The 21,266-nt window shown below is 43.2% G+C and carries 22 protein-coding genes, 14 tRNA genes and 1 rRNA gene; 28 read left to right on the forward strand and 9 right to left on the reverse strand.

The features are described 5' to 3' along the window. From rrf to JOC27_RS12355, 16 genes are all read left to right on the forward strand, one after another. Positions 1-94 (forward strand): 5S ribosomal RNA (rrf, locus tag JOC27_RS12280); the annotation flags it as partial. A gap of 66 nt (positions 95-160) precedes the next feature. Continuing rightward, a tRNA-Ser gene (locus JOC27_RS12285) sits at positions 161-252 on the forward strand. A 13-nt stretch (positions 253-265) separates the two neighbouring features. Then, positions 266-337, forward strand: a tRNA-Glu gene (locus JOC27_RS12290). A gap of 74 nt (positions 338-411) precedes the next feature. Next, a tRNA-Val gene (locus JOC27_RS12295) sits at positions 412-487 on the forward strand. 9 nt (positions 488-496) lie between these two features. Next, positions 497-573 (forward strand) — tRNA-Met (locus tag JOC27_RS12300). A 5-nt stretch (positions 574-578) separates the two neighbouring features. Continuing rightward, positions 579-654: transfer RNA gene (locus JOC27_RS12305), tRNA-Asp, on the forward strand. A gap of 52 nt (positions 655-706) precedes the next feature. Beyond that, positions 707-782 (forward strand) — tRNA-Phe (locus tag JOC27_RS12310). Positions 783-788: 6 nt separating this feature from the next. After that, a tRNA-Thr gene (locus JOC27_RS12315) sits at positions 789-864 on the forward strand. Between the two features lie 33 nt (positions 865-897). After that, positions 898-979 (forward strand) — tRNA-Tyr (locus JOC27_RS12320). A 10-nt stretch (positions 980-989) separates the two neighbouring features. Further along, positions 990-1,060, forward strand: a tRNA-Trp gene (locus JOC27_RS12325). An 11-nt stretch (positions 1,061-1,071) separates the two neighbouring features. Further along, positions 1,072-1,147, forward strand: a tRNA-His gene (locus tag JOC27_RS12330). Positions 1,148-1,155: 8 nt separating this feature from the next. After that, positions 1,156-1,227, forward strand: a tRNA-Gln gene (locus tag JOC27_RS12335). A 5-nt stretch (positions 1,228-1,232) separates the two neighbouring features. Continuing rightward, a tRNA-Gly gene (locus JOC27_RS12340) sits at positions 1,233-1,308 on the forward strand. A gap of 9 nt (positions 1,309-1,317) precedes the next feature. Next, positions 1,318-1,391, forward strand: a tRNA-Cys gene (locus JOC27_RS12345). 32 nt (positions 1,392-1,423) lie between these two features. After that, positions 1,424-1,505: transfer RNA gene (locus JOC27_RS12350), tRNA-Leu, on the forward strand. Positions 1,506-1,685: 180 nt separating this feature from the next. Beyond that, entirely contained in the window at positions 1,686-2,819 is a 1,134-nt protein-coding gene (locus JOC27_RS12355; RefSeq protein ID WP_205007591.1) for a zinc-dependent alcohol dehydrogenase, read from the forward strand. Positions 2,820-2,869: 50 nt separating this feature from the next. Here JOC27_RS12355 and JOC27_RS12360 read toward each other — a convergent pair whose 3' ends face one another. After that, positions 2,870-3,055, reverse strand: a complete 186-nt coding sequence (locus JOC27_RS12360) for a type Z 30S ribosomal protein S14 (protein ID WP_205007592.1) — start codon at positions 3,053-3,055, stop codon at positions 2,870-2,872. A 777-nt stretch (positions 3,056-3,832) separates the two neighbouring features. Between JOC27_RS12360 and JOC27_RS12365 the strand changes: the two genes are divergently transcribed. Next, positions 3,833-3,985, forward strand: a complete 153-nt coding sequence (locus tag JOC27_RS12365; RefSeq protein ID WP_205007593.1) for a hypothetical protein — start codon at positions 3,833-3,835, stop codon at positions 3,983-3,985. Between the two features lie 607 nt (positions 3,986-4,592). Here JOC27_RS12365 and JOC27_RS12375 read toward each other — a convergent pair. Together JOC27_RS12375 and JOC27_RS12380 are read right to left on the reverse strand one after the other, a co-directional pair. Continuing rightward, positions 4,593-5,309, reverse strand: a complete 717-nt coding sequence (locus JOC27_RS12375) for a histidine phosphatase family protein (RefSeq protein ID WP_205007594.1) — start codon at positions 5,307-5,309, stop codon at positions 4,593-4,595. A gap of 448 nt (positions 5,310-5,757) precedes the next feature. Next, positions 5,758-6,681, reverse strand: coding sequence for a carbon-nitrogen hydrolase family protein (locus tag JOC27_RS12380; protein WP_205007595.1), 924 nt, complete (start codon positions 6,679-6,681; stop codon positions 5,758-5,760). 181 nt (positions 6,682-6,862) lie between these two features. On the opposite strand from JOC27_RS12380, the gene JOC27_RS12385 reads away from it, so the two are divergent. Beyond that, entirely contained in the window at positions 6,863-7,774 is a 912-nt protein-coding gene (locus JOC27_RS12385) for a proline-specific peptidase family protein (RefSeq protein ID WP_205007596.1), read from the forward strand. Positions 7,775-7,943: 169 nt separating this feature from the next. Next, on the forward strand, positions 7,944-9,023 hold the full coding sequence (locus JOC27_RS12390) for an NAD(P)/FAD-dependent oxidoreductase (protein ID WP_205007597.1): 1,080 nt from the start codon (positions 7,944-7,946) through the stop codon (positions 9,021-9,023). Positions 9,024-9,132: 109 nt separating this feature from the next. Here JOC27_RS12390 and JOC27_RS12395 read toward each other — a convergent pair whose 3' ends face one another. From JOC27_RS12395 to JOC27_RS12410, 4 genes are all read right to left on the reverse strand, one after another. Next, a complete protein-coding gene (locus tag JOC27_RS12395; RefSeq protein ID WP_205007598.1) occupies positions 9,133-9,438 on the reverse strand; it encodes a hypothetical protein in 306 nt (101 codons plus the stop codon). Between the two features lie 119 nt (positions 9,439-9,557). Further along, the gene (locus JOC27_RS12400) at positions 9,558-10,454 is read right to left on the reverse strand and encodes a GNAT family N-acetyltransferase (protein WP_205007599.1); all 897 of its coding nucleotides are present in this window, start codon (positions 10,452-10,454) and stop codon (positions 9,558-9,560) included. Between the two features lie 487 nt (positions 10,455-10,941). Continuing rightward, positions 10,942-11,322: a YmaF family protein gene (locus tag JOC27_RS12405; RefSeq protein ID WP_205007600.1), complete on the reverse strand. Its 381-nt coding sequence runs from the start codon at positions 11,320-11,322 to the stop codon at positions 10,942-10,944. A 238-nt stretch (positions 11,323-11,560) separates the two neighbouring features. Continuing rightward, positions 11,561-12,334, reverse strand: coding sequence for a DUF2935 domain-containing protein (locus tag JOC27_RS12410; protein ID WP_205007601.1), 774 nt, complete (start codon positions 12,332-12,334; stop codon positions 11,561-11,563). A 351-nt stretch (positions 12,335-12,685) separates the two neighbouring features. On the opposite strand from JOC27_RS12410, the gene JOC27_RS12415 reads away from it, so the two are divergent. The 9 genes from JOC27_RS12415 to trpA all read left to right on the forward strand — a co-directional run bounded on the left by JOC27_RS12415 (position 12,686) and on the right by trpA (position 19,913). Further along, a complete protein-coding gene (locus tag JOC27_RS12415) occupies positions 12,686-13,504 on the forward strand; it encodes an aldo/keto reductase (protein ID WP_205007602.1) in 819 nt (272 codons plus the stop codon). Positions 13,505-13,777: 273 nt separating this feature from the next. Then, a complete protein-coding gene (locus tag JOC27_RS12420) occupies positions 13,778-13,966 on the forward strand; it encodes a hypothetical protein (RefSeq protein ID WP_205007603.1) in 189 nt (62 codons plus the stop codon). Between the two features lie 38 nt (positions 13,967-14,004). Continuing rightward, positions 14,005-14,223, forward strand: a complete 219-nt coding sequence (locus tag JOC27_RS12425) for a hypothetical protein (protein WP_205007604.1) — start codon at positions 14,005-14,007, stop codon at positions 14,221-14,223. Further along, on the forward strand, positions 14,174-14,947 hold the full coding sequence (locus JOC27_RS12430; protein WP_205007605.1) for a hypothetical protein: 774 nt from the start codon (positions 14,174-14,176) through the stop codon (positions 14,945-14,947). Before JOC27_RS12425 ends, JOC27_RS12430 begins: the two co-directional genes overlap by 50 nt. 455 nt (positions 14,948-15,402) lie before the next feature. Next, positions 15,403-16,428 carry an anthranilate phosphoribosyltransferase gene (trpD, locus tag JOC27_RS12435; RefSeq protein ID WP_205007606.1) on the forward strand — a complete coding sequence of 342 codons (1,026 nt, stop codon included), beginning with the start codon at positions 15,403-15,405 and terminating at the stop codon, positions 16,426-16,428. Continuing rightward, a complete protein-coding gene (trpC, locus tag JOC27_RS12440; protein ID WP_205007607.1) occupies positions 16,421-17,218 on the forward strand; it encodes an indole-3-glycerol phosphate synthase TrpC in 798 nt (265 codons plus the stop codon). The genes trpD and trpC overlap by 8 nt, the downstream gene beginning before the upstream one ends. Further along, the gene (locus JOC27_RS12445) at positions 17,202-17,873 is read left to right on the forward strand and encodes a phosphoribosylanthranilate isomerase (RefSeq protein WP_205007613.1); all 672 of its coding nucleotides are present in this window, start codon (positions 17,202-17,204) and stop codon (positions 17,871-17,873) included. Before trpC ends, JOC27_RS12445 begins: the two co-directional genes overlap by 17 nt. Next, a complete protein-coding gene (gene trpB, locus JOC27_RS12450; RefSeq protein ID WP_205007608.1) occupies positions 17,845-19,080 on the forward strand; it encodes a tryptophan synthase subunit beta in 1,236 nt (411 codons plus the stop codon). The genes JOC27_RS12445 and trpB overlap by 29 nt, the downstream gene beginning before the upstream one ends. Beyond that, positions 19,077-19,913 (forward strand): tryptophan synthase subunit alpha, encoded by an 837-nt coding sequence (gene trpA, locus JOC27_RS12455; RefSeq protein WP_205007609.1) that lies wholly within the window; start codon positions 19,077-19,079, stop codon positions 19,911-19,913. The genes trpB and trpA overlap by 4 nt, the downstream gene beginning before the upstream one ends. Positions 19,914-20,012: 99 nt before the next feature. On the opposite strand, the gene JOC27_RS12460 is transcribed toward trpA, so the two are convergent. Both JOC27_RS12460 and JOC27_RS12465 read right to left on the reverse strand, forming a co-directional pair. Further along, positions 20,013-20,255 (reverse strand): hypothetical protein, encoded by a 243-nt coding sequence (locus JOC27_RS12460; RefSeq protein WP_205007610.1) that lies wholly within the window; start codon positions 20,253-20,255, stop codon positions 20,013-20,015. A 486-nt stretch (positions 20,256-20,741) separates the two neighbouring features. Next, the gene (locus JOC27_RS12465; RefSeq protein ID WP_205007611.1) at positions 20,742-21,122 is read right to left on the reverse strand and encodes a VOC family protein; all 381 of its coding nucleotides are present in this window, start codon (positions 21,120-21,122) and stop codon (positions 20,742-20,744) included. Positions 21,123-21,266: the final 144 nt, after the last annotated feature.

The raw sequence follows: 21,266 nt of genomic DNA on the forward strand, positions 1-21,266 counted from the left end.
CACACCCGTTCCCATCCCGAACACGGCCGTTAAGCTCTTCTGTGCCAATGGTAGTTGGGGGCTGTCCCCCTGCGAGAGTAGGTCACTGCCAGGCATTTGACAAATTAATGTAAGCTTCAAAACAGAAGAGCTAAAAAGTTATTCTGATGCGAAGACTTCTGGAGAGCTGTCCGAGAGGCCGAAGGAGCACGATTGGAAATCGTGTAGACGGTTAAGGCCGTCTCGAGGGTTCGAATCCCTCGCTCTCCGCCATTATTTTTGTTTTGGCCCGTTCGTCAAGCGGTTAAGACACCACCCTTTCACGGTGGGTTCATGGGTTCGAATCCCGTACGGGTCATTAAAATATTTTCTTGATTTATCAGAGATATTATTGTAAAATATAGTGGTGTTTCTGTCAGGGAAATATATTATGGAGGATTAGCTCAGCTGGGAGAGCGTCTGCCTTACAAGCAGAGGGTCATAGGTTCGAGCCCTATATCCTCCACCATATTAATATCGCGGGGTGGAGCAGTCTGGTAGCTCGTCGGGCTCATAACCCGAAGGTCGTAGGTTCAAATCCTGCCCCCGCAACCAATTATGGGTCCGTGGTGTAGTGGTTAACATGCCTGCCTGTCACGCAGGAGATCGGCGGTTCAAGTCCGCTCGGACCCGCCATTTATTTTTAAAATATAATATCTTTTACTTAATGATACATATTTGTTTCTATGGCTCGATAGCTCAGTCGGTAGAGCAGAGGACTGAAAATCCTCGTGTCGGTGGTTCGATTCCGCCTCGAGCCACCATGTCATGCCGGTCTAGCTCAATTGGTAGAGCAACTGACTTGTAATCAGTAGGTTGGGGGTTCAAGTCCTCTGACCGGCACCATTTTTATGCTATCAATCCTTTTTACCTTATTATGGAGGGATAGCGAAGAGGCTAAACGCGACGGACTGTAAATCCGTTCCCTTTGGGTTCGAAGGTTCGAAACCTTCTCCCTCCATTTTTACCATAGGGGTATAGTTTAAAGGTAGAACAGAGGTCTCCAAAACCTCCAGTGTGGGTTCAATTCCTACTACCCCTGTGTTCATTATGGCGGTTATGGTGAAGTGGTTAACACACCGGATTGTGGTTCCGGCACGCGTGGGTTCGATCCCCACTAACCGCCCCATGTTTTATTGGCCCATCGCCAAGCGGTAAGGCAACGGTTTTTGGTGCCGTCATGCGCTGGTTCGAATCCAGCTGGGCCAGTTTTTGCGGAAGTAGTTCAGTTGATAGAACATCACCTTGCCATGGTGAGGGTCGCGGGTTTGAGTCCCGTCTTCCGCTCCATTTTTGTTTGGCGGCATAGCCAAGCGGTAAGGCACGGGTCTGCAAAACCCTTATCCCCGGTTCGATTCCGGGTGTCGCCTCCAATTTAATTACTGCCAATAAGTATTTCTATTTTGCCGGTGTGGCGGAATTGGCAGACGCGCACGACTCAAAATCGTGTTCCTTCGGGAGTGTCGGTTCGACCCCGACCACCGGTATCGAAGAAGTTAGGAAAAGTCAGCACTTTGAATCCATCAAAGTGCTGATTTTTTTGCATTTAAAAGATAATGCCTTGAACGAAAAAGCTTGGCTTTATTCAAGAGTTGGATTGGTAATTAATAAAACGTTTTTTGGGGCAGAATAATCGTGTCGAAACATTCACGATAGAAGGGATCATGATGAAAGCAGTAACTTATCAAGGCGCGCAAAAAGTCGAAGTGAAGGATGTATCCGATCCGTTTATTCAGGATCCAGAAGATGTGATCATTAACATTACGTCTACGTCAATCTGTGGATCTGATCTCCATTTATATTTAGGTGATTTTCCTTTGCCAAAAGGATATATCATTGGTCATGAACCGATGGGGATCGTGGAAGAGGTAGGCCCAGAGGTCACTAATGTTAAAAAAGGGGATCGCGTCGTAATCCCGTTTACAGTCGCTTGCGGAAGATGTTCCTATTGCCACCAACACTTAGAGAGTCAATGTGACCAATCAAATCCACATTATGATTCTGGAGGGTTGCTCGGATATTCTGAAAAATTCGGTAATTACCCAGGAGGACAGGCGGAGTATCTACGTGTCCCTTTTGGAAACTATACGCCATTCAAAATTCCAGAGGATTGCGAACTTGAGGACGAGCAGCTCTTGTTTCTTAGTGATGTATTACCAACGGCTTATTGGAGTGTGGAAAATGCAGGCGTAAAAGCTGGTGATACCGTCGTTGTGCTTGGATCCGGTCCTGTTGGCTTAATGACGCAACAATTCGCTTGGGAACATGGAGCTGAGCGCGTCATAGTTGTTGATTATTTAACGTACCGGCTAGCGTTATCAAAAAAGTTAAACCATACTGAAATCTATGATTTTACGAAGGATCCGGATATGGGGGAAACGCTTAAAGAGATCACTCATGGCGGAGCAGATGTTGTGATTGATTGTGTTGGCATGGATGGAAAAAAGTCGCCACTCGAGTTCATTGAGCAAAAGTTAAAGCTGCAGGGAGGTACACTTGGACCCATCCAAATCGCTACGAAGGCTGTGCGTAAATGCGGCACCGTTCAAATCACCGGCGTGTATGGCGGACTTTATAATATGTTTCCGCTTGGCCCTTTCTTTGCTCGAAATATTACGTTGAAAATGGGACAAGCGCCTGCAAGAGGGTTTATGCCTAGACTGTATCAAATGATAAGGGACAATAAAATTGATCCGACAGCCATCATTACCCATCGCCTTGCACTCAAGGAAGCTGCCCATGCTTATGATCTGTTTCATAATAAGAAAGAGGCGTGCGTCAAGGTGATACTGAAACCGTAGTTATGTAAAAAGAAGAGAAGGCTTACCTGGCTTCTCTTTCCAACTTTGACTTACCAACTGGCTTTGTGCACACCAGGAATTTGACCTTTATAAGCAAATTCTCGAAAACAAATGCGGCACAATTTAAATTTCTTAAATACTGCGTGCGGGCGCCCACAATTTTCACAACGAGTATACGCCTGTACGTGGTATTTTGGCTTTCTGCTTTGTTTAACGATGAGCGATTGTTTAGCCATTGTTTTTCTCCTCTCTAATGAAATGATTTACCTTAATTCCTTAATCGAATTAAGAGATTAATTATAGCACGTTTCCTACATAAGAAAGTTGTTAAATGATGTCATGGAATTCAAATTTCCAACTAGCAAAAACTTGCCCCCAAAAGCAATTTTTTTCAAAAATCCATATAGAAGTCCCACTTATATATATCTTATAAAATATGAGCGCCGCAAAGACTTTGTGTTCAACAATCTAATTGGCCATTATTCTTTTCTAAATTCATAACACCTGGTGAGAATCAGCTCTATCTTCCAGAGCGGGTTATTGCTATAAAGGTCACTACCTTCATTGGTAGTAGCTTTTTTCTTACCCTCATTTGCTTTCAAAGGCACAACATAAAGCAAAAGGATGAGTGGAAACACTAAGCTAGGTTATTTTTTATCTTCTTCTAGCTTTTCGATACGTTGCTCAAGATTTCTCTATTTTTTTTCAATACGTGTAATATTGCTTACGGCATATGCAGCCAAAGATAAAGCCTAACAAACCGAGATTAGACATAAGAATTACCTCGTAAATTTTGAAATTGGGGCTTTCACTGAAATTCGTCATCTAAATCTTAACAAATAGTGAATAAAATCGTAAGATCATAGAATGAAGTAATAACGATACTGGAAAACAATGTATCTTTCATTTTCTTTGATTTATTCTTCACCCGTGTTACTCCCCAATATCTCTATTCTTTTTTATGCTTTTTTTTAGTGGCCTGATAAAATAAAGAAAAAAAGTGGGGTGCTTATATGGCTCGTCTCGATATTAATCAAGAGGATAAAGAAATAATCGAAAAAATTACAGATAGAGCTAAAAAATCCAAAACAAAAGAAGAAATCGATGCGTATGAGTTTTGCGTGAAATTAATTATGAGAAAATATGTTGATAAGTTATTACATTAAGTCATCGATCTTTTTGCTTTCGTTGTATAAAATTTCCGGACCAAAGTCAACGTGGTTTTCAAAGACTATTGTATGTGCTTTATTGTCTATTTTTACACCTTGAAAAAGATCCTTACTTTGCAATATATCGCCTACAATGTCCTCAGAGCCATTTGAAAATGCTTTTAAATCAATTATTCTACATTCTTTGTGATTAAAATGAGCAATAGACTAGTGGAACAATATCTATAATGATTTTATTATTGGATACAGTTGTCTTATACCGTTTAAGTATCATTTCCAGATCCAGAAATTTTGCCGGAATCATTATAGATAACACATTGGCGGGACGATGGGGGTCGGGAAGTCGACTGTTTCCGAGATTGTTGCGAACAAATTAGAATACAGCGTATTTTTGGACGGTGACTGGTGCTGGAAGAGAACCCTTGGGCTTTTTCAGAGTATTCCTGCTGAACGTGTAGCCGATCAAATTATTCAAATGATAGGCGTGTGAGGAGCATATGATTATCTGTTACTACAATACTATCGTCACGTGGAGAATACGCAAGTAAAATTTTCTGTGTTTACTTCGCGGTTTGCAGGAGACGGCTATGCGCAATTGAAAGTTTTAAATTCTGTCTATACGCTTAGCAAAAGGCTTTGTTTCTGGCTTTTTAATGAATGAAGTATCGCCGATCATAGTTACTTCAAATTTAGCATTCTCATATGTAATATGTGTCACGCTCCCATTTGGAATGTCGACGTTAATGTTTACAGATGGATCAATCAATGTCAAAAGAAAAATGATAGTCAAACCATGAGAAACGATTAGAACATTCCCCCCGCCATGCAATTCTGTTCTCTTCGCAATCTCTGCAAAAACACTAAGAACTCTCCGCTTTATTTTTTCATACGGTTCTGTAATAGCGACTTTATCTGCTCTTTGGAGTAATTCCGCCATTTTTTCAAAAGTTAGCGTCGGATCTAATATTTTGTTACCTGATTCATCATCGGTTACTGTTGGAAGAACTTTCCGAAGCTCATCATTAAAAGCACCTTCGAAAGAACCAAAGCACCATTCGCGTAAGCGGCTGTCAATCGAATGTTTTATATTTGAACTCGTCGTCTCTTGTTCTTCTAAAATAATTCTTGTCGTCTCGATAGCTCTACCCGAATCGCTAGAGTATGCTTCAACAAATGGAACATCCTCTAATCCCTTTCCTAAACAGCGAATATTTTCCCGCCCTACTTCCGTAAGCGGCGTATCGCTCCATCCTTGAACGCGATCCAATAAGTTAAAAATCGTTTTACCATGTCGAACAACGTATAATTCGGTTTTCTTCATCATCAAGCCTCCAAATTTTCTTGAACAAAATTAAATTTAGATAAGCGATCCGATACGCCATTTTTTAACATAGATAATTATAATACGGCTCCGATCAAATAAGTACCATGAAACACTCCCCATAATGGAATTTGGATATTTTAGAGAAAATATTACAGAAAGAATGTATGTTAGCTTAGACTTTCATTGGGCGAGGTTAATGCCTATTTGAAAAACGCTTTCGCTCAATGGATATCCTCTATTAAAAATAAAAATCCCCCATTGAATCAAGTGGGGGATTTTTTGATTTCAATTATTTTGGACAATACTTTCGGCAATCATTGGCTAACAACGGGCGTCATACGCTGGATATTTGATGCATGAAGCAGATGCTCTGTTCCTTGGTTTTTTTTCGATATATATATTGATGAAGACGTGATTATTGATTCTTGCATTGAACGCTAAAGCATTAATTGTCCTTGACGTTTAATTCGAGTACATCAGGTCTTGCATAATGACCACACACATCAAATTCCATTCGGCTCATGGGTACTTTATTCATATCTATTGTAGAATAAATGATTCCTTCTTTATCCCATAGTGGTTCTGTTTCAAAATGACCATAAGGATCGATAATGCAACTTCCACCACGACAAACCTTATCCGGGAGATTGGTTATTTCGTCTGGGCTATTTAAATTATCTGGATACATTTCTTTTGTGAAGTACATATTCGCGTTAATAAAATAGCAGCGGCCTTCAAGTGCAATATGTTGAATAGTCGCCTGCCATTCTGGATTGTCATTTGTGTTTGGGGCAATATAGATTGATATGCCTTTTTGGTATAGGGCAGTTCGAGCCAGAGGCATATAATTCTCCCAACAAATTAAGCTGCCCATCACACCCCAAGGCGTATTGACCACTGGAAAATAGCCTTTGTTTGCGTCACCCCAAACGACTCTTTCGGAACCGGTGGGCTTCAATTTTCTATGGACAGTTAGCAATTCACCTTTGGGGGAAAAGACAATATTTGTATTGTAAAGCGTTCCAGTTATTGAATCTCTTTCTGATACCCCAATACTTACATATGCGTTTGCTTCTTTTGCAGCTTCCCCGATAGCTTTTGTTTCAATATCAGCTATCACAATAGAATTATCATAATATATTTTCCAATCTTTGCGTCCCTCATCATTACGACTACCCACTGTAAAGCCAAAATTCATGCCGTAGGGATAGCCAGGGATAAAGAGTTCCGGAAATACAATTAACTCTGCTTGCTCCTTGGCCGCTTTTTCTATAAGTTGAATCGTTTTCGCAACGCCTGCTTCCTTATCGAACATTACTGGAGCAGCTTGTACTAACGCTATTTTACAACTATCTTTAAGATCTATCATTACTATCCTCCATCGAGCTTTCTATTTTATTTTTTGATTTATTATAACAATTAGTTTAAATGAACTGCAATACACACCTGATTTTAAATTTAATCGAAACCGAGAAAAATGTCCTGTTAACTCGTTTGATTACCATGTGCTATGATAAAGTAACAAATTGAAAAATCAGGTGATGCAGACGATGAAAAAAGGAACAACAATTTTAACACTCGAGAATGGTTATCATCTTTGGTCGAATACGCAAGGGACAGGTGATATTCATTTACTCTGCCTTCACGGGGGACCAGGCGGGACTCATGAATACTATGAAAATTTCGCCGAAAAGTTGGCTGAACAAGGTCTGGCGATTCAAGTCCATATGTATGATCAGCTCGGATCTTTTTATTCGGATCAACCGGACTACTCAGATCCAGAAGTAGCCAAAAAGTATTTAACTTATGACTATTTTCTTGAAGAAGTAGACGAAGTGCGCCAAAAGTTGGGATTAGAAAATTTCTATCTGATTGGACAGAGCTGGGGTGGCGTACTTGTTCAAAAATACGCTTTGAAATACGGCAACCATTTAAAAGGCGCGATTATTTCGTCGATGACCGATAATATCGACGAATATGTCGCAAATATTAACAAAATACGGGAGGAAGCACTCCCCGCTGATGCTGTTGCTTTTATGAAGAAGTGCGAAGCTGATAATAACTATGATAACAAGCGTTACCAGGAATATGTTGATATCCTGAACCAAGGTTATGTCGATCGCAAACAGCCGCCGGCTATCGCCCACCTCATTAGCACAATAGCTGCTCCTGTCTATAATGATTTCCAAGGCGATAATGAATTTGTCGTCACCGGGAAATTAAAGGAGTGGGACGTGCGCGATCAATTGAAAAATATCACCGTTCCCACTTTGGTTACGTTTGGTGAACACGAGACGATGCCACTTGCTGCAGCGAGACGGATGGCTCAGGAGATGCCACATGCCAGATTGGCGACAACGCCGCATGGTGGCCATCATCACATGATTGACAATGCGCCGGTCTATTTCGAGCACTTGGCACAATTCATTAAGGATGTCGAATCGGGTAATTTTAACGCTTAAGAAAAGCGAGTCTAATAAAAACGTCGTCATTGAATCTCCATTCAATGGCGGCTTTTTTTGATGCTTATGAAACGGTATATGAATGGCTACATTTGGGAAAATAATCAAGCGCGCTTATAGAGTCGACGGAACAAAAATATGCCTGTGGCTAAAGAGGTTGGTGTCTAAAATGAAAGTCGCGATTATGGGGGCGGGATTATCTGGACTGTCGGCCGCCATTATTTTAGAGCGGTATGGCGTGTCCCCGGTTATTTTTGAAAAAAGAAGTCAGGCGGGGGATCGTTTTATAAACGCTGAAGCCATGCTCTCGCTACTGACACGACCAATTATTGACCCGATTCGCTATCTTTCTGAGGAATTTCAAATTTTTTTAAAGCCGATAAGTCATATTAATCCAATCATTATTCATTCAGAAAACGTTCAGACGATCATTAATGAGCATGTCGGTTTTACAAACATAAGAGGGCGAAATAAAAATTCTTTTGAGGCTCAATTAGCGAGCCAGGTTACCTCAAAGATTCGGTTCAACGCAGAGGTGTCTTATGAAGATTTACTCGAAAAATTTACGCACGTGATCATGGCGACGGGGGATGCTTCCTATGCAATTAAATTACATAATTATCGGGAGGATCTATCGGTTTCTCTAAAAGGCGCAACAGTAGAAGGTGTGTTCACACGTTCAGAGGTAAGCGTGTGGTTAGATAATAATCTAGCCCCAAAAGGATATGCTTACCTTATTCCATTCTCTGATACTGAAGCAAATATTGTCGTTGCAGTTCCTGACCTAACCAATGAAGTTGATGAAACGATCACGGACTACTGGAATCGATTTTATGATTTATTAAAATCGCATTTAAATCAGTCATTAAAAATCACTGACCAATTCCAAATTACGAACTATAAAATTGGCATCTGTGACTCTCCGCGAATTGGAAATACATTTTTTACTGGAAATTGTTTTGGAGCAATCATGCCTTTCCTTGGTTTTGGGCAATTTGAATCGATTTTAACTGGTATTTATGCGGCTTACGATATATGCGGTTTAGGAAAATACGATGCGTTGACGGAGCCTTTGAGAAAAAGCTATCAGCATTCGTTAATACTTCGCCGAGGGATGGAGGCTTTGAATAATCAAGCCTTTGATTTTATTGTAGCGCGCATGAATGGTTATTTAGGAAAGCAACTCTTTAAACCCAGTGGTCATGACCCATTAAAATGGCTGAGTTATCTTGCGCGGCCGTTCGTTTGATGGAAAAGAGGAAAATGGGCTGGCATGCGCGCAGAGATCATTTTATTTGGCATTCACTATTCTATGAGTAACAGAGCATTTCGGACATTGAAGGCATTATTTATTGTTTTTATTTAAGAAAATCAGCTGGCGTTTTTAGATTCCAGTGCAATGCCGTATTTAACTTTTTGATAAAAGGCTTAAGAACTTCATCCATATAGTCTTGCGCCATTAACATTTTAGGGGCTTCCATAGACCATCCAAAGATTAGTTTTTGATAGGGGCCAATTTTTTTCCATGATGGATCAAGATCTTTATAAATCTCATCAATCATGATCTGGGCATCATGTTCTGAAAAAAAGTCGTCTTGTGCATCTTTGATGGCTTTTGCTGGATCATTCAGGTAAGATTCAACTTTTTCTGGATCAAGAGTCACATCTATCGTCTCCCTAAAGATGAATATAATAAGTATATTTCATCACCGCGGTAATGAAAGCGTTATCAAATTCTGGCTAATTCACAACAAGGTGGAAATACTGTGGATCAATCCTATCATTATTTCAGCGTAAAGGTATAAGCGACGTCAGCGTGAACTTCTTTAAATCCTTCGTGCAGGTAGAGTGTCTTCGCGCGTTCGTTTTTGCCATCGACACAAAGGATGGTGCGTGTGTAACCGTGCTGCTTTGCAAAATTAATAGAAGCGCGAAGCAACGTTCGGCCGAGTCCACGTCCTTGATAATCAGGAATGACTGCGAGCGGTCCGATACACATTATCGGTGCGTCATCGTACGTGTCATCCAATCCCTGCACAATACCGATCGCACGATTTTGATCATAGAGAATGAGGGCACCGTCTTCCAAATAATCAGAATGGGTCATTCTGTCGCGAATGATTTCTTCGGTCATTGGAGTCTCGCTGCCTGGAAGATTAGCAAAACATTCGTTTCGAATCGCGCACCATACAGTTTCATCCTTACCGGGAATAAGTGGTCGGATCGAATAGTGTTCTGGAAGATTAAGCGAATACGCCGAAATGTTTTCCTTAACCAGTAGAAAAGAATATCGCCACAGCTTGAAGTTCAGATCTTTAACCATTTTCAGCAGCTTTTTATTGGCCAGAGGGATAAATAAAAAGACACTGTCTAAGCCTTTCGCGTGTTTGACGACAGCCTGAAGCAGGTTTTTATAATCCAAGGCATCTCCGGTCTCCGTGTGCAGAATCCTGAACCGTGCTTTCTTTCCGCTGCGGTAATAATCGTCGATGACGAGGGAGGCAGCGCCAATGATTGCATTTGAGCCATCAGTTAGAATATAAGTCGGGTTTTCGTCATTAGGCTCAAATTTTTCAAATTCTTCGCCGTATAAATAAGAATCGTCCAGTTCTGAGCGATGCTTTGTGCAATAAGCCAAAAAGTCTTGAATTCTGTCCCTGTCAAGTTTTTCTATACCCATTTTCCCACCTGCTTTATTGAATTTTACAACTTGGATGGCGGAGATAACTAGGATTCGAGCAGCCTGTCTGTTCAACAATAGCGTACACGATTTGCGCTACGAATACTAGATTTGTCGCATATTCAGATGAGATAGCAAATGGCAAGCAGTTAGGGGACCTGTCTTCCGTTTCTACGGTATCCGCCCAATTCGCCGGCTTGTATTTTACGGTGTTCGCTACAGTAACGAAAAGAAGCGAAAAAAATTTTTTTGAAGAAAATGCGGCTCTATTGAACGCAACTCTAATGCGCAGTGAATGGCTTACGATCATTGGAACTTAAGAGACACACTTGCTGGATACGCTTTTAACCGTTGCTAACGGAAAGACTGATAGGGACTTCATGTGTCCGGCTTGTCAGAAATAAAGGGGAAGGTAGTGAAACGCGGGTTTTGGTAAAAGAAAAGAAATGGTGAAAAAGTATACCATTTCAAGAGGTTATGCTAATTTTTAAAATTCTTGACTTGTATTTCCAGAATAGTGATGAGAATGCGGGTGAGCACCGCTTAGCGTAGTCATCCCACGAAACTCATGATAATGACCGCCACCTGGAATGGGAATGGCGGGACCGGTCACACCTCTAATCTCATGCTGGTGACCATCGTCAACAGAAGTAAACGTAAAATACCAGTGCGTATGTGGCACTCCAGTCTGAGCTGGCTCAGTCGTTCCGGCATATTGATGATGGTGACCGTCATCAAAAGAAGTGACCCCGCGAAACTCGTGAACATGCACTTGCCGGCCATCCCAATCCGTTATAAAAAGCTGATGCGTATGAAGTGGATCGGAATCATCTGAGTTGAACATGAATCCGGTAACAGGGACTTCCATTGACGACACTCCTTCTTACGGCAGATTTTCGAAACAATAATTTATATTCGCACGCGCTTGATCTAGAACGCCATTCATCTTTCTGTGATGGATCGGGCTGCCATGTGCATTAGAAAACGCTTGTGATCTCTGTACCTATTAATTGGCTGTTCGAGTAAGCGTAAACGCATCCCCACCTGTTATCAGGTGGGGATGTAGCTACACTTTAATTGAGGGGTTGGTTAATCTCCAAATGGCGTTAGGTTGTAATGCCTTCTTCTAAGTTCCTCCAGAGGTGGTGGGCTTCTCTGGCAAGATGTTCTAATAAATCGGGTGGTGCAGTTGTAATCGCGGCACATTGCTTAATTAGCGCATCTAATTCTAATTTAAATTTTTCGAGATCCTTTGTTTCGGTAATAACCATCTGCCTAAAAGTGTTTAAAACGGGTAACAGCTGATTGCGCGGTTTTCGTATGATTGTATTGAGTGCATTTGCTTGGAGAAAAAGTCGTTCGAACTTATGCGTCATTTTCCGTACCTTGTATTGGAGTTCATAATTTGTTGGATCGAGATAATGCTGGACAAATGCAAGATGATCAGCCATTTGTCGCAACCAAAACACACTTTCATGTAAGACCGAATCCGCGACGAGAACTTGACCGCCAGTTTTCATTAAATCAAATACATTCTGGGACTCTTCAGCTTCGCGTATCATATGATCCATAAGTGCTACCGGTGTGGAAACAATCACTTCACAGCGCAGAGCCTTACCCATGCCAAGTGTAAGAAAATTACGGAATTCACTGATCGCTTGTTCCGATTCATTAACCAACATACCCAGATCGCCTTGTTTCGCTTCAGCCCGCTGCCATATTCCTGCCAAACTCTGAACCATACTCTGGTTGACACGGGCTAATTCCAATTCATGATGACTGATTTCCCTGTCAAAGAATTGACCGTGCTCTAAATTATTGCGCAACCAAAAGGCGACTATCCCATAAGCATCCCGTTCGTAATTATCCATATACCCCATAAATACACCTCTTTCCATTCATCTTCCGGATAGAATTATATTTCGAGAAAATTTGAATATGCGACGTTTGAAAGTTTTTTTTTACGCTTGAATAAAAAGAGACTGTCCCAATCAAAAGATTGATTTTCATCGCCGGCTAAGACTAGAGGTTAAAAGATGCAGAAGATAAAAATATTTTGTGTGGCTTGTTTTAAAAAAAAATACAAATAAATATCACGCTAACTTTTATTTCGCTGGCATTTTAATTGACATAGATAGCCCTTCAGTATTTATACTTTAACTAGCAGGGTATGCAACAAACTTAATGACTTATTATTAAGTTGTTGAACACCAAATCAGGAGGCTTAAAAAATGAATGTTTTAACAGAGACGTACACTTTAAACAATGGTGTTAGCATTCCAAAGGTTGGATTTGGCACCTGGCAAATTCCAGCAGGCAAGATTACCTATGATTCTGTTACCTATGCTCTTGAAATGGGTTATCGTCATATTGATACCGCATGGGCTTATCACAACGAGAAAAGTGTGGGTAAGGCTGTACGTGATTTCGGGATTGATCGTAACGAGATATTTGTGACATCCAAATGCCCGGCTGAGGCAAAAAGTTATACTGATGCGAAAAGATGTTTTGAGGAAACAATGGGGAACCTTGATCTTGATTATATGGATCTTTATCTGATACATGCCCCATGGCCATGGTCAGAAATGGGAACTAATTATTCGGAAGAAAATCTTGAAGTATGGCGTTTGATGGAAGAGGTTTATCAGTCCGGAAAAGTAAAAGCCATCGGCATTTCTAATTTTAATGTGACGGATATGAAAAATATCTTCGATCATTGTACAGTCAAACCGATGGTCAATCAGATACGGTATTTCATTGGTTTCACAGAACCTGATATCACAAAGTATGCCAAGGATAATGGGTTGCTTGTCGAGGCATATTCGCCGCTTGCGACTGGCAGAATAATAAATAACGCCGATTTGAAAAAAATCGCCGGAAAATATTCTGTTTCTGTGGCACAATTGTCCATTCGCTATTGCCTGCAAAAGGGTGTTTTACCCCTGCCTAAAGCGATCAATCCGGACCATATTCGTGATAATGCAGCTATCGATTTTACAATTTCAGAAGCAGATATTGCTTACTTAGATCAGTTGGTAACATCGAGATAAGGTTATATATCACGACACCTAATGTATCGCATTTTAGTGAAATTATTTTGATAAAATTTGAAGAAAAAAAGGCTGTTATCGGCTTATTGCAAGAATGAAACGAATCCATTCTCTCAACGTAACTAGATAGCATCTTGAACAAATAAAAATGACAGGTTCAGTCTTTGATAGAAGACTGGGCTGTTATTTTTATAGGTTATTCCTTTCTGATTGGTCTATTTTTTTGATTAAAATCCAATTATATTGAATCTAACAAAATGGAGGTGGTGGGCCATGACAATGCTCAGCTTGGGAACAATCATCTTTCCACTTGTTACTTTTATTTTACTTCTCGCGCTTATTTACTTTGTCATCATGGGAATTATCTTTTTTACCGTACACCCAAAAGAAATCAAAAAGCAGAATAAAGAAATACTGGAGAAGTTGACCGAGATCAGTGAGAAACTGGATCAGAACCACTAAAGCTACAAGTTCCTTCAGAATAGGGAAGGATGTGCTATATGACTGCAATGATTCATATTTTGAGAGATTTTTCAGTACCGACAAAATATATATCACGTTTCAGTGAAATTGTTTTATTAATTTTTAAAGAAAAGAAGGCTGTCATTATGGAGCAGCCCAGAATAGAGGAAAATAAAAAAATTTGTAAAATGGGGATGGGCTATAAAATTGAAGAAAAAGTTGCTACTTTTACTCATTGCCATCGTTCTGGTACTTGATGGATGTTCGATAGCTCCGGAACAACTGAAAAAAGAAAAGATGAATACGACAACGAGCATTACGAAGAAAAAGAAACCTGTGACGAACACACCGCAGTCAATTGTCGGCAGCAGTGCGAATCCGAATCAATTGTTAACAGCTTCGAAAAAAATTGATCCGGATATGGTTGGGGTCAACATCTCAGAAGGTTATCTTGAATTTTACGAATATGAGGGGAAAGGACACGACTATTACAAACAGCCTGCCTGGAATTTACATAAATATATGGCTGAATCCAATCTTCCGTTGCTGCGTGCGGTCTGCAATAATCCGAATTTCAAAGGCGTATCGATCCGGATCTATGCTAACTTCAACCATGGCTATACGATTGAAAGCACAACCACTTACTCCAAAACAGCACTTCAGCAAGTGAATACTGCCCCGAAAACGACTTCAATTCAAAAAGTATTGACGTTCTGGGGTAAATCGGACTACTCACTCATGGATCCTTTCATGTATCGTGATGATCTTAAATATTATTCATTTGTCCGTAATAGCAAGGATGTCTTCTTCCATGATCACAATGTCGGCCATTATAACTCGATACAGCCGACAACGTTCGGTACCCTCCTGTTCCAGGGGACTGTTTCAGGAAAAATTGATCCCATTTATAACTGGGGTGCGACCGGAGCAATTGACCAGAATCAGATCTTAAGAAATCATGCAAAGATGGTGTCCTATTGAGCCAGAATCCAAAGGTTACGGCAAGAAGTGTTCCCGTTTGTGATGGCCAACCGACTTGCAATAACTTTTGAAAAGAAGGTATTCAAGATGCACTTTGAACCCATTAATCTTCACGTGCATGAAAAGGACTTTTCGGTATCCACAAAAAAGAGAATTGTCTGATATAATCAGTTGACAAAGCGACCGTCGTTGTCTATGATGTAGCTACCGTCAATGGAGCCAGAGGGGCTTCATTGACCAGCTGGACTGCTCCACAGGGAGCAGTCGGCTGTGCAAGATGAGAATAGAGTAGTGAGTGAGCAGAGTTGAGAAGAGCTTAGCGTACTTTCACCTTTTTACGCGCGCGCAATCGATTTTTTTGAATCTTCCTAGCGCGTTGCGTCTTCCACAGTAAAACACCATCCTTCTTGATCTCACTAAATCACTCACTCCTCAAAAAAAGAGGAGTGTCGATCATGTTTCAGGAAAAACTAGCCCAGCTTGTTCAAGGACAAACCCTATCGGAAACTGAAGCCGCAGCCATCATGGACGAAATTATGGAAGGAAAGGCTGCGCCGAGTCAGATCGCCGCTTTCCTCGCCTTACTGAGCGCAAGAGGCGAGACGGTTGAGGAACTCGCCGGCTGCGCGCGAAGCATGAGCGCGCATGCCAAGTCGCTCGAGTATTCAGAGCCACTGCTTGATATTGTCGGCACAGGCGGTGACGGCAACCGCACATTCAATATTTCCACAGCATCAGCAATTATTATCTCTTCACTTGGCGTCAACGTAGCCAAACACGGCAATCGTTCCGTATCGTCGACGAGCGGAGCAGCAGACGCTTTGGAAGCACTTGGTATTGGTATTCAGTCGACCCCTGATTCAGCCCGCCAGCTTCTTGATCGTACGCACATGTGCTTTTTATTTGCTCCACTATATCATGCATCGATGAAATATGCCGTTGAACCCCGTAAGTCCCTTGGCTTCCGTACCATTTTCAATATGCTGGGGCCTCTGACCAATCCCGCCCATGCGAGCAGGCAGATGCTTGGTGTCTATAGCCGGAAACTGGCTGAGATGTACGCTGAGACACTGCTTCGGATCGGAACCGATCGGACCTTGGTGGTGACCGGCGAGGATGGTATGGATGAGTTCACCATCTGCGGACGAAGCGACGTAATTCTTATCGAAAATGGCCGGACTTCGACATTCAGCATTAAGCCTGAGGATGTCGGACTAGACACCGGAACTCTAGAAGCGATCCAAGTAAAAAATCCTCAGGAAAGCGCGGCATTGATTCAATCCGTTTTTTCCGGAGAAACGGGAAATCCTTCAGCCCTGAACGCGATTCTTCTGAACGCGGGTGCCGGCTTGTTCGTCGCGGGACATGTGCCTTCGATCGGCGAAGGGGTGCATGAAGCCCGTGAAGCCATCGAAAGCGGACGTGCACAGCACCAGCTGCAGTTTCTGCAACAGGCAACAAAGAGGCCGGCCCATGTCTGAGAGCATACTTGACCAGATTCTTCGGACAAAAGCTAACGAATTAGCCGAATTCCAAATGCCGGCATTCAATCGCGAGCAACCAGCGATCTATTCGTTAAAAAAAGCACTTGCCCGCCCCAGGCACCGATTCGGATTGATTGCCGAAATCAAGGAGGCTTCACCCTCCAAGGGGGTATTCCGTCGGGACTTCAACGCGGAGCGTCTGGCTCACGCCTATGTCGCATCCGGAGCCGATGCAATCAGCGTTTTGACGGATCGTCTCTATTTTCACGGCTCAATCGAACGTCTGCAGTCTGTCCGCCGGGAAGTCCGGCTGCCCATTCTGCGCAAAGACTTCATCATCGATGAACGGCAGATTGAAGAAGCTTACCTGTGCGGTGCGGATGCCGTCTTGCTGATTGCAGGAGCGATGGATACAAAGCAGCTTCATCAGCTCTACGCAACAGTCAAAGCATTCCGTTTGGAAGCATTGGTCGAAGTGCACAGTAGACAGGAAGCGGAAGCTGTCCTAAATCGCTTTACACCGGAGATTGTCGGTATCAATAACCGTGATCTGAAAACGTTTCGAACGGATCTGCATGCCATTGAACAAATCCGTCCGCTGATCCCGCAAAGTGTTCTGATCGTCAGCGAATCTGGTGTTCAGACCCGAGCGGATATCCAGTTCTTACAGGAAAACGGCGCGAATGCTGCCCTTATCGGCGAAACTTTGATACGTGCCGACTCTCCGGAAAAGAAAATTGAGGATTTGTATGGGAAGGTCGTGACACGTGATGCGACCCTTAATTAAATACTGCGGCAATCATTCCTATCAAGATCTCGAACGAACCTTCAACAGTCGTGCAGACTTCATTGGCCTGATTTTTACATCAAAAAGCCGGCGCACAGTCCAGCCGGAACAGGCAGCCTTATGGATCAAGCAGCTTGCTCCTTTGGGCAGTAAAAAGATCGTCGGCGTGTTTGCGGATGATCCGCCGGAACGCGTCTTTTCGATTCTGCGTTCGGTGCCGCTGGATATTCTGCAGTTTCACGGAAGCGAGACGCCTGGGACACTCGCTGAAGTAAAAAAGGCAACGGGACGGCAAGTCTGGAAAGCCATCCATCACGCACCAGGTGCACTTGAAAGGATGCGCGCTTTTTCAAACGTTGCCGACGGATTTATCATTGATACTCAGGTGAAAGGACAGCTTGGTGGCACAGGTGTTGCTTTTGACTGGGACGCTATCCCCGATTATCAGACGGAAGCGAAACGTCAGCGTGCCTGTTGCCTGATTGCCGGGGGGATCACTCCGGATAACATTGCTGATCTGCTCCGCTATGATCCGATTGGCATCGACATTTCTTCAGGCATTGAGCAGGATTTTCAAAAGGATCGGACGAAAATTTACAGACTTGAGAAAAGGGTGTGTACAGCTAATGATCAGGCAACCACAACTGGAAGTTAAATTTCGGACAGATGAAACAGGCCGTTATGGTGATTTTGGCGGCAGATATGTGCCGGAGACGATGATGCATGCCTTGCTCGAACTGGAACAGGGATTCAAAGAAGCGATCACTGATCCCGCTTTTTTAAATGATTATCACAAAATTCTTCATGACTACTCGGGGCGTCCAACCCCCGTCACCTATTGCCGGCGGCTGAGTGAAGCCGTCGGTGGTGCGCAGATTTATCTGAAGCGAGAAGATCTGAACCACACAGGGGCGCACAAGATCAACAATGCAGTCGGTCAGGCGCTGCTTGCGAAACGAATGGGCAAGAAAAAACTGATTGCGGAAACCGGCGCGGGTCAGCATGGCGTTGCGACAGCAACGATCGCCGCTTATTTCGGTATGCCCTGCAAAATATTCATGGGTGCTGTTGACGTCGAGCGTCAGGCACTGAACGTTTTCCGAATGAAGCTTCTAGGTGCTGAAGTCGTGCCCGTTTCATCCGGTAACGGAACGCTGAAAGATGCTGTCAATGAAGTGCTCCGCTACTGGGCAGCGCACATCGAAGATACCGCCTATATCGATGGATCGGCGGTTGGTCCGCATCCCTATCCGATGATTGTCCGCGATTTTCAACGGATCATCGGGGATGAAGCGCGCGAACAAATCCTTCAGCAAACCGGGAAATTGCCGGACGCTGCAGTCGCCTGTGTTGGCGGCGGCAGCAATTCCATTGGTCTCTTTACCGCTTTTCTGGATGACCCGGTTCAGCTCTACGGTGCTGAGGCAGGGGGAAAAGGGACAGACAGCGGTCAGCACGCGGCGACACTGACCAAAGGATCGGTCGGCATTGTCCACGGCATGAAAACGTATTTGCTTCAGGATGCATCCGGTCAGATCACGGAGCCGTATTCCATTTCAGCGGGATTGGATTATCCAGGAATCGGACCCGAGCACGCTTATTTATTCAAAACAGGGAGAGCGATCTATCAAGCGATTACGGATGACGAAGCGCTCGACGCCCTTGTCCGCCTTTCAAAATTGGAGGGGATTCTTCCCGCGCTTGAAAGTGCCCATGGGCTCGCACTAGCCATGAAAATCGCCGCAAAAATGAAGTCGGCTCAATCCGTGCTCGTCTGCCTGTCCGGTCGGGGCGACAAAGATGTTCGTACCGTCCTCCATGCTCTGAAAAAAGACAACAGTGAGGGGAGCGATGCACAATGAACCGTTTCGAACAATATGTTCAAAGAGACCACGACATGCTGTTCATCCCATTTATTGTAGCCGGTGATCCGAATGAAGAAGCTACCGTCGATCTAGCCTTGACGATGCAGGCATCGGGTGCGCGCGCACTGGAATTAGGTATCCCTTACTCCGATCCGTTGGCAGACGGCCCTGTGATCCAGAGGGCGTCCAAACGTGCATTGGCCGGTGGCATGACGCTGCGCCGTGCCATGCGGCTTGTTGAGACCATGCGTCAAAAAGGGCTGAACATTCCCGTTGTGATTTTCACCTATGCCAACCCGCTGCTCCAACTTGGATTGGATACATTTTTCCATGAAGCGGCCGCGAATGGCATCGACGGCCTACTTGTTCCAGATATTCCTTATGAAGAAAGCCACTCGCTTGCGCAACGCTGCGCGCAAGAAAATATTTGCCTGATTTCTCTTGTCGCCCCGACGACTTCAGACGAACGGTTGGCGAAGATCTGCGCTTCCGCCCAAGGCTTTATTTATTGCGTCTCATCCCTTGGTGTGACCGGTGTGCGGAAAAAATTTCATCCGGATATCTTTCCCTTTCTGGAACGCGTCCGGCGAGCAAGTTCACTGCCAATTGCAGTCGGTTTCGGCATCTCATCCCGTGAACAAATCGTTGAACTGAAGGGAGTCGCTGATGGTTTCATTGTCGGCAGTGCCATTGTCTCTGAAATTGAGAAGCGTGCGGACCCGCTCAAGATTGCAGCAAGCCGAGCGGCAACGCTTGATGAAATAAAACAGGCTTTATTGAAAAAATTCGGCACGCAAGCTGAAACGGCCGTACCGACACATCACGCCTAATCAATACATTTTAGACGAACGATTCAAGACATGCAAAAAGCAGACTACCCATGGGCAGCCTGCTTTTTGGTATCTGTGGGACACTGGTTTTCGATGCTGTCAGAACTGTTCTTTGGTTTCTTCAAGCGTCACTGTCTTCTTTTCCTTATCAATGATCAGGTCACAGGAAAAATCTCTTTGAATCATCTCAATGTTTTCCTGATTCAGCTCCTTGTCGCTACAGGAGAAATAGACCCTTCCATCTTCAACATAATAAGGCTGTACGAGAGTCAAAGGCAGAACCATCTGATCATACTTATCAAATCCGACTTCACTTAGCATTTCCCAGTCGCGGCTGATCATTTTTATCCCCCCAGAAGATTAGAATAAATAATTTTTTTCTATTATACTCCTTTAAAGCGGTAAATTATCTGGAAATGATTCGTGCCATTAAGATTGACTTGGCTTACCAAGTTTTTCTTAAAAGATAAGAAAGAAAAGGCGAGATATTCTATGAAAAACTTAAGATCATAGAGGGAGTATAAAATGCAGCGAAGGCGCGAGACGCCTGCGGGAAAAGCGAGCCAAGTGAGACCCCGCAGATTCTAGCCTGTCTGAGGAGGCTCACGGATCGCCCGCGGCAAGCGAGCAGCCGAAGCACATTGTTATAAAAAAGACTTGGCGAAGCCTAGTTCTTCTTACAACAATTGCGCTCTGGTCGCTCCATTTTTTTTTTTTTGCGCAAAGTCTTATACAATTTTTACTTATTAAAAAGGCCTCCTGAATTTCAGGAAGCCGATTAGTGAATAAACGGGATCGAAGCCGCGCGTGCGTCGATTGAATAGAAATTTACTTTTTTTCCATGACTGCAAAATAATTATTTTCACTATCTGCAAAATTAAAGACTCTGCCTGAAGGCAGGGTAACAATTTCTCCGACTGTTACATCTTTGCTTAATAAGTCACGGTATAATTTGTCGAATTCTATTGAGAAGAACATTAAGGAAGGTGTGCCAAGATTTAATTCGGGCTGCATTTTAGCAATGAGTTCCTTATTATGGAGAATAATACTTGTCTCAGCTTCTTTAGTTGGAGCAATTTCAATCCATCGCATGCCATGACCGTTATCTTCCTCTGAAATGACAGAGAACCCTACCTTCTCCGTCCAAAAATCTCTCGCTTCGTCTTGGTTATTCACGTACAACATGATTTGACCGATTTTACTAATCATTGATTTACACCCCTCGTATTATTAGTTTTGAAGTTAATAGTAATCCCTATTCAGCTCGGGTACTGCGTGATATCCTCTAGTTGTTCATTGGAATGGATCCAACTGGTCTAGGCTTTTCCCCCCTGTAGTCTTTCTACGTCTTAA

This window comes from Sporolactobacillus spathodeae, assembly GCF_016908935.1.
GTDB classification, from domain to species: Bacteria; Bacillota; Bacilli; order Bacillales; family Sporolactobacillaceae; genus Sporolactobacillus; species Sporolactobacillus spathodeae.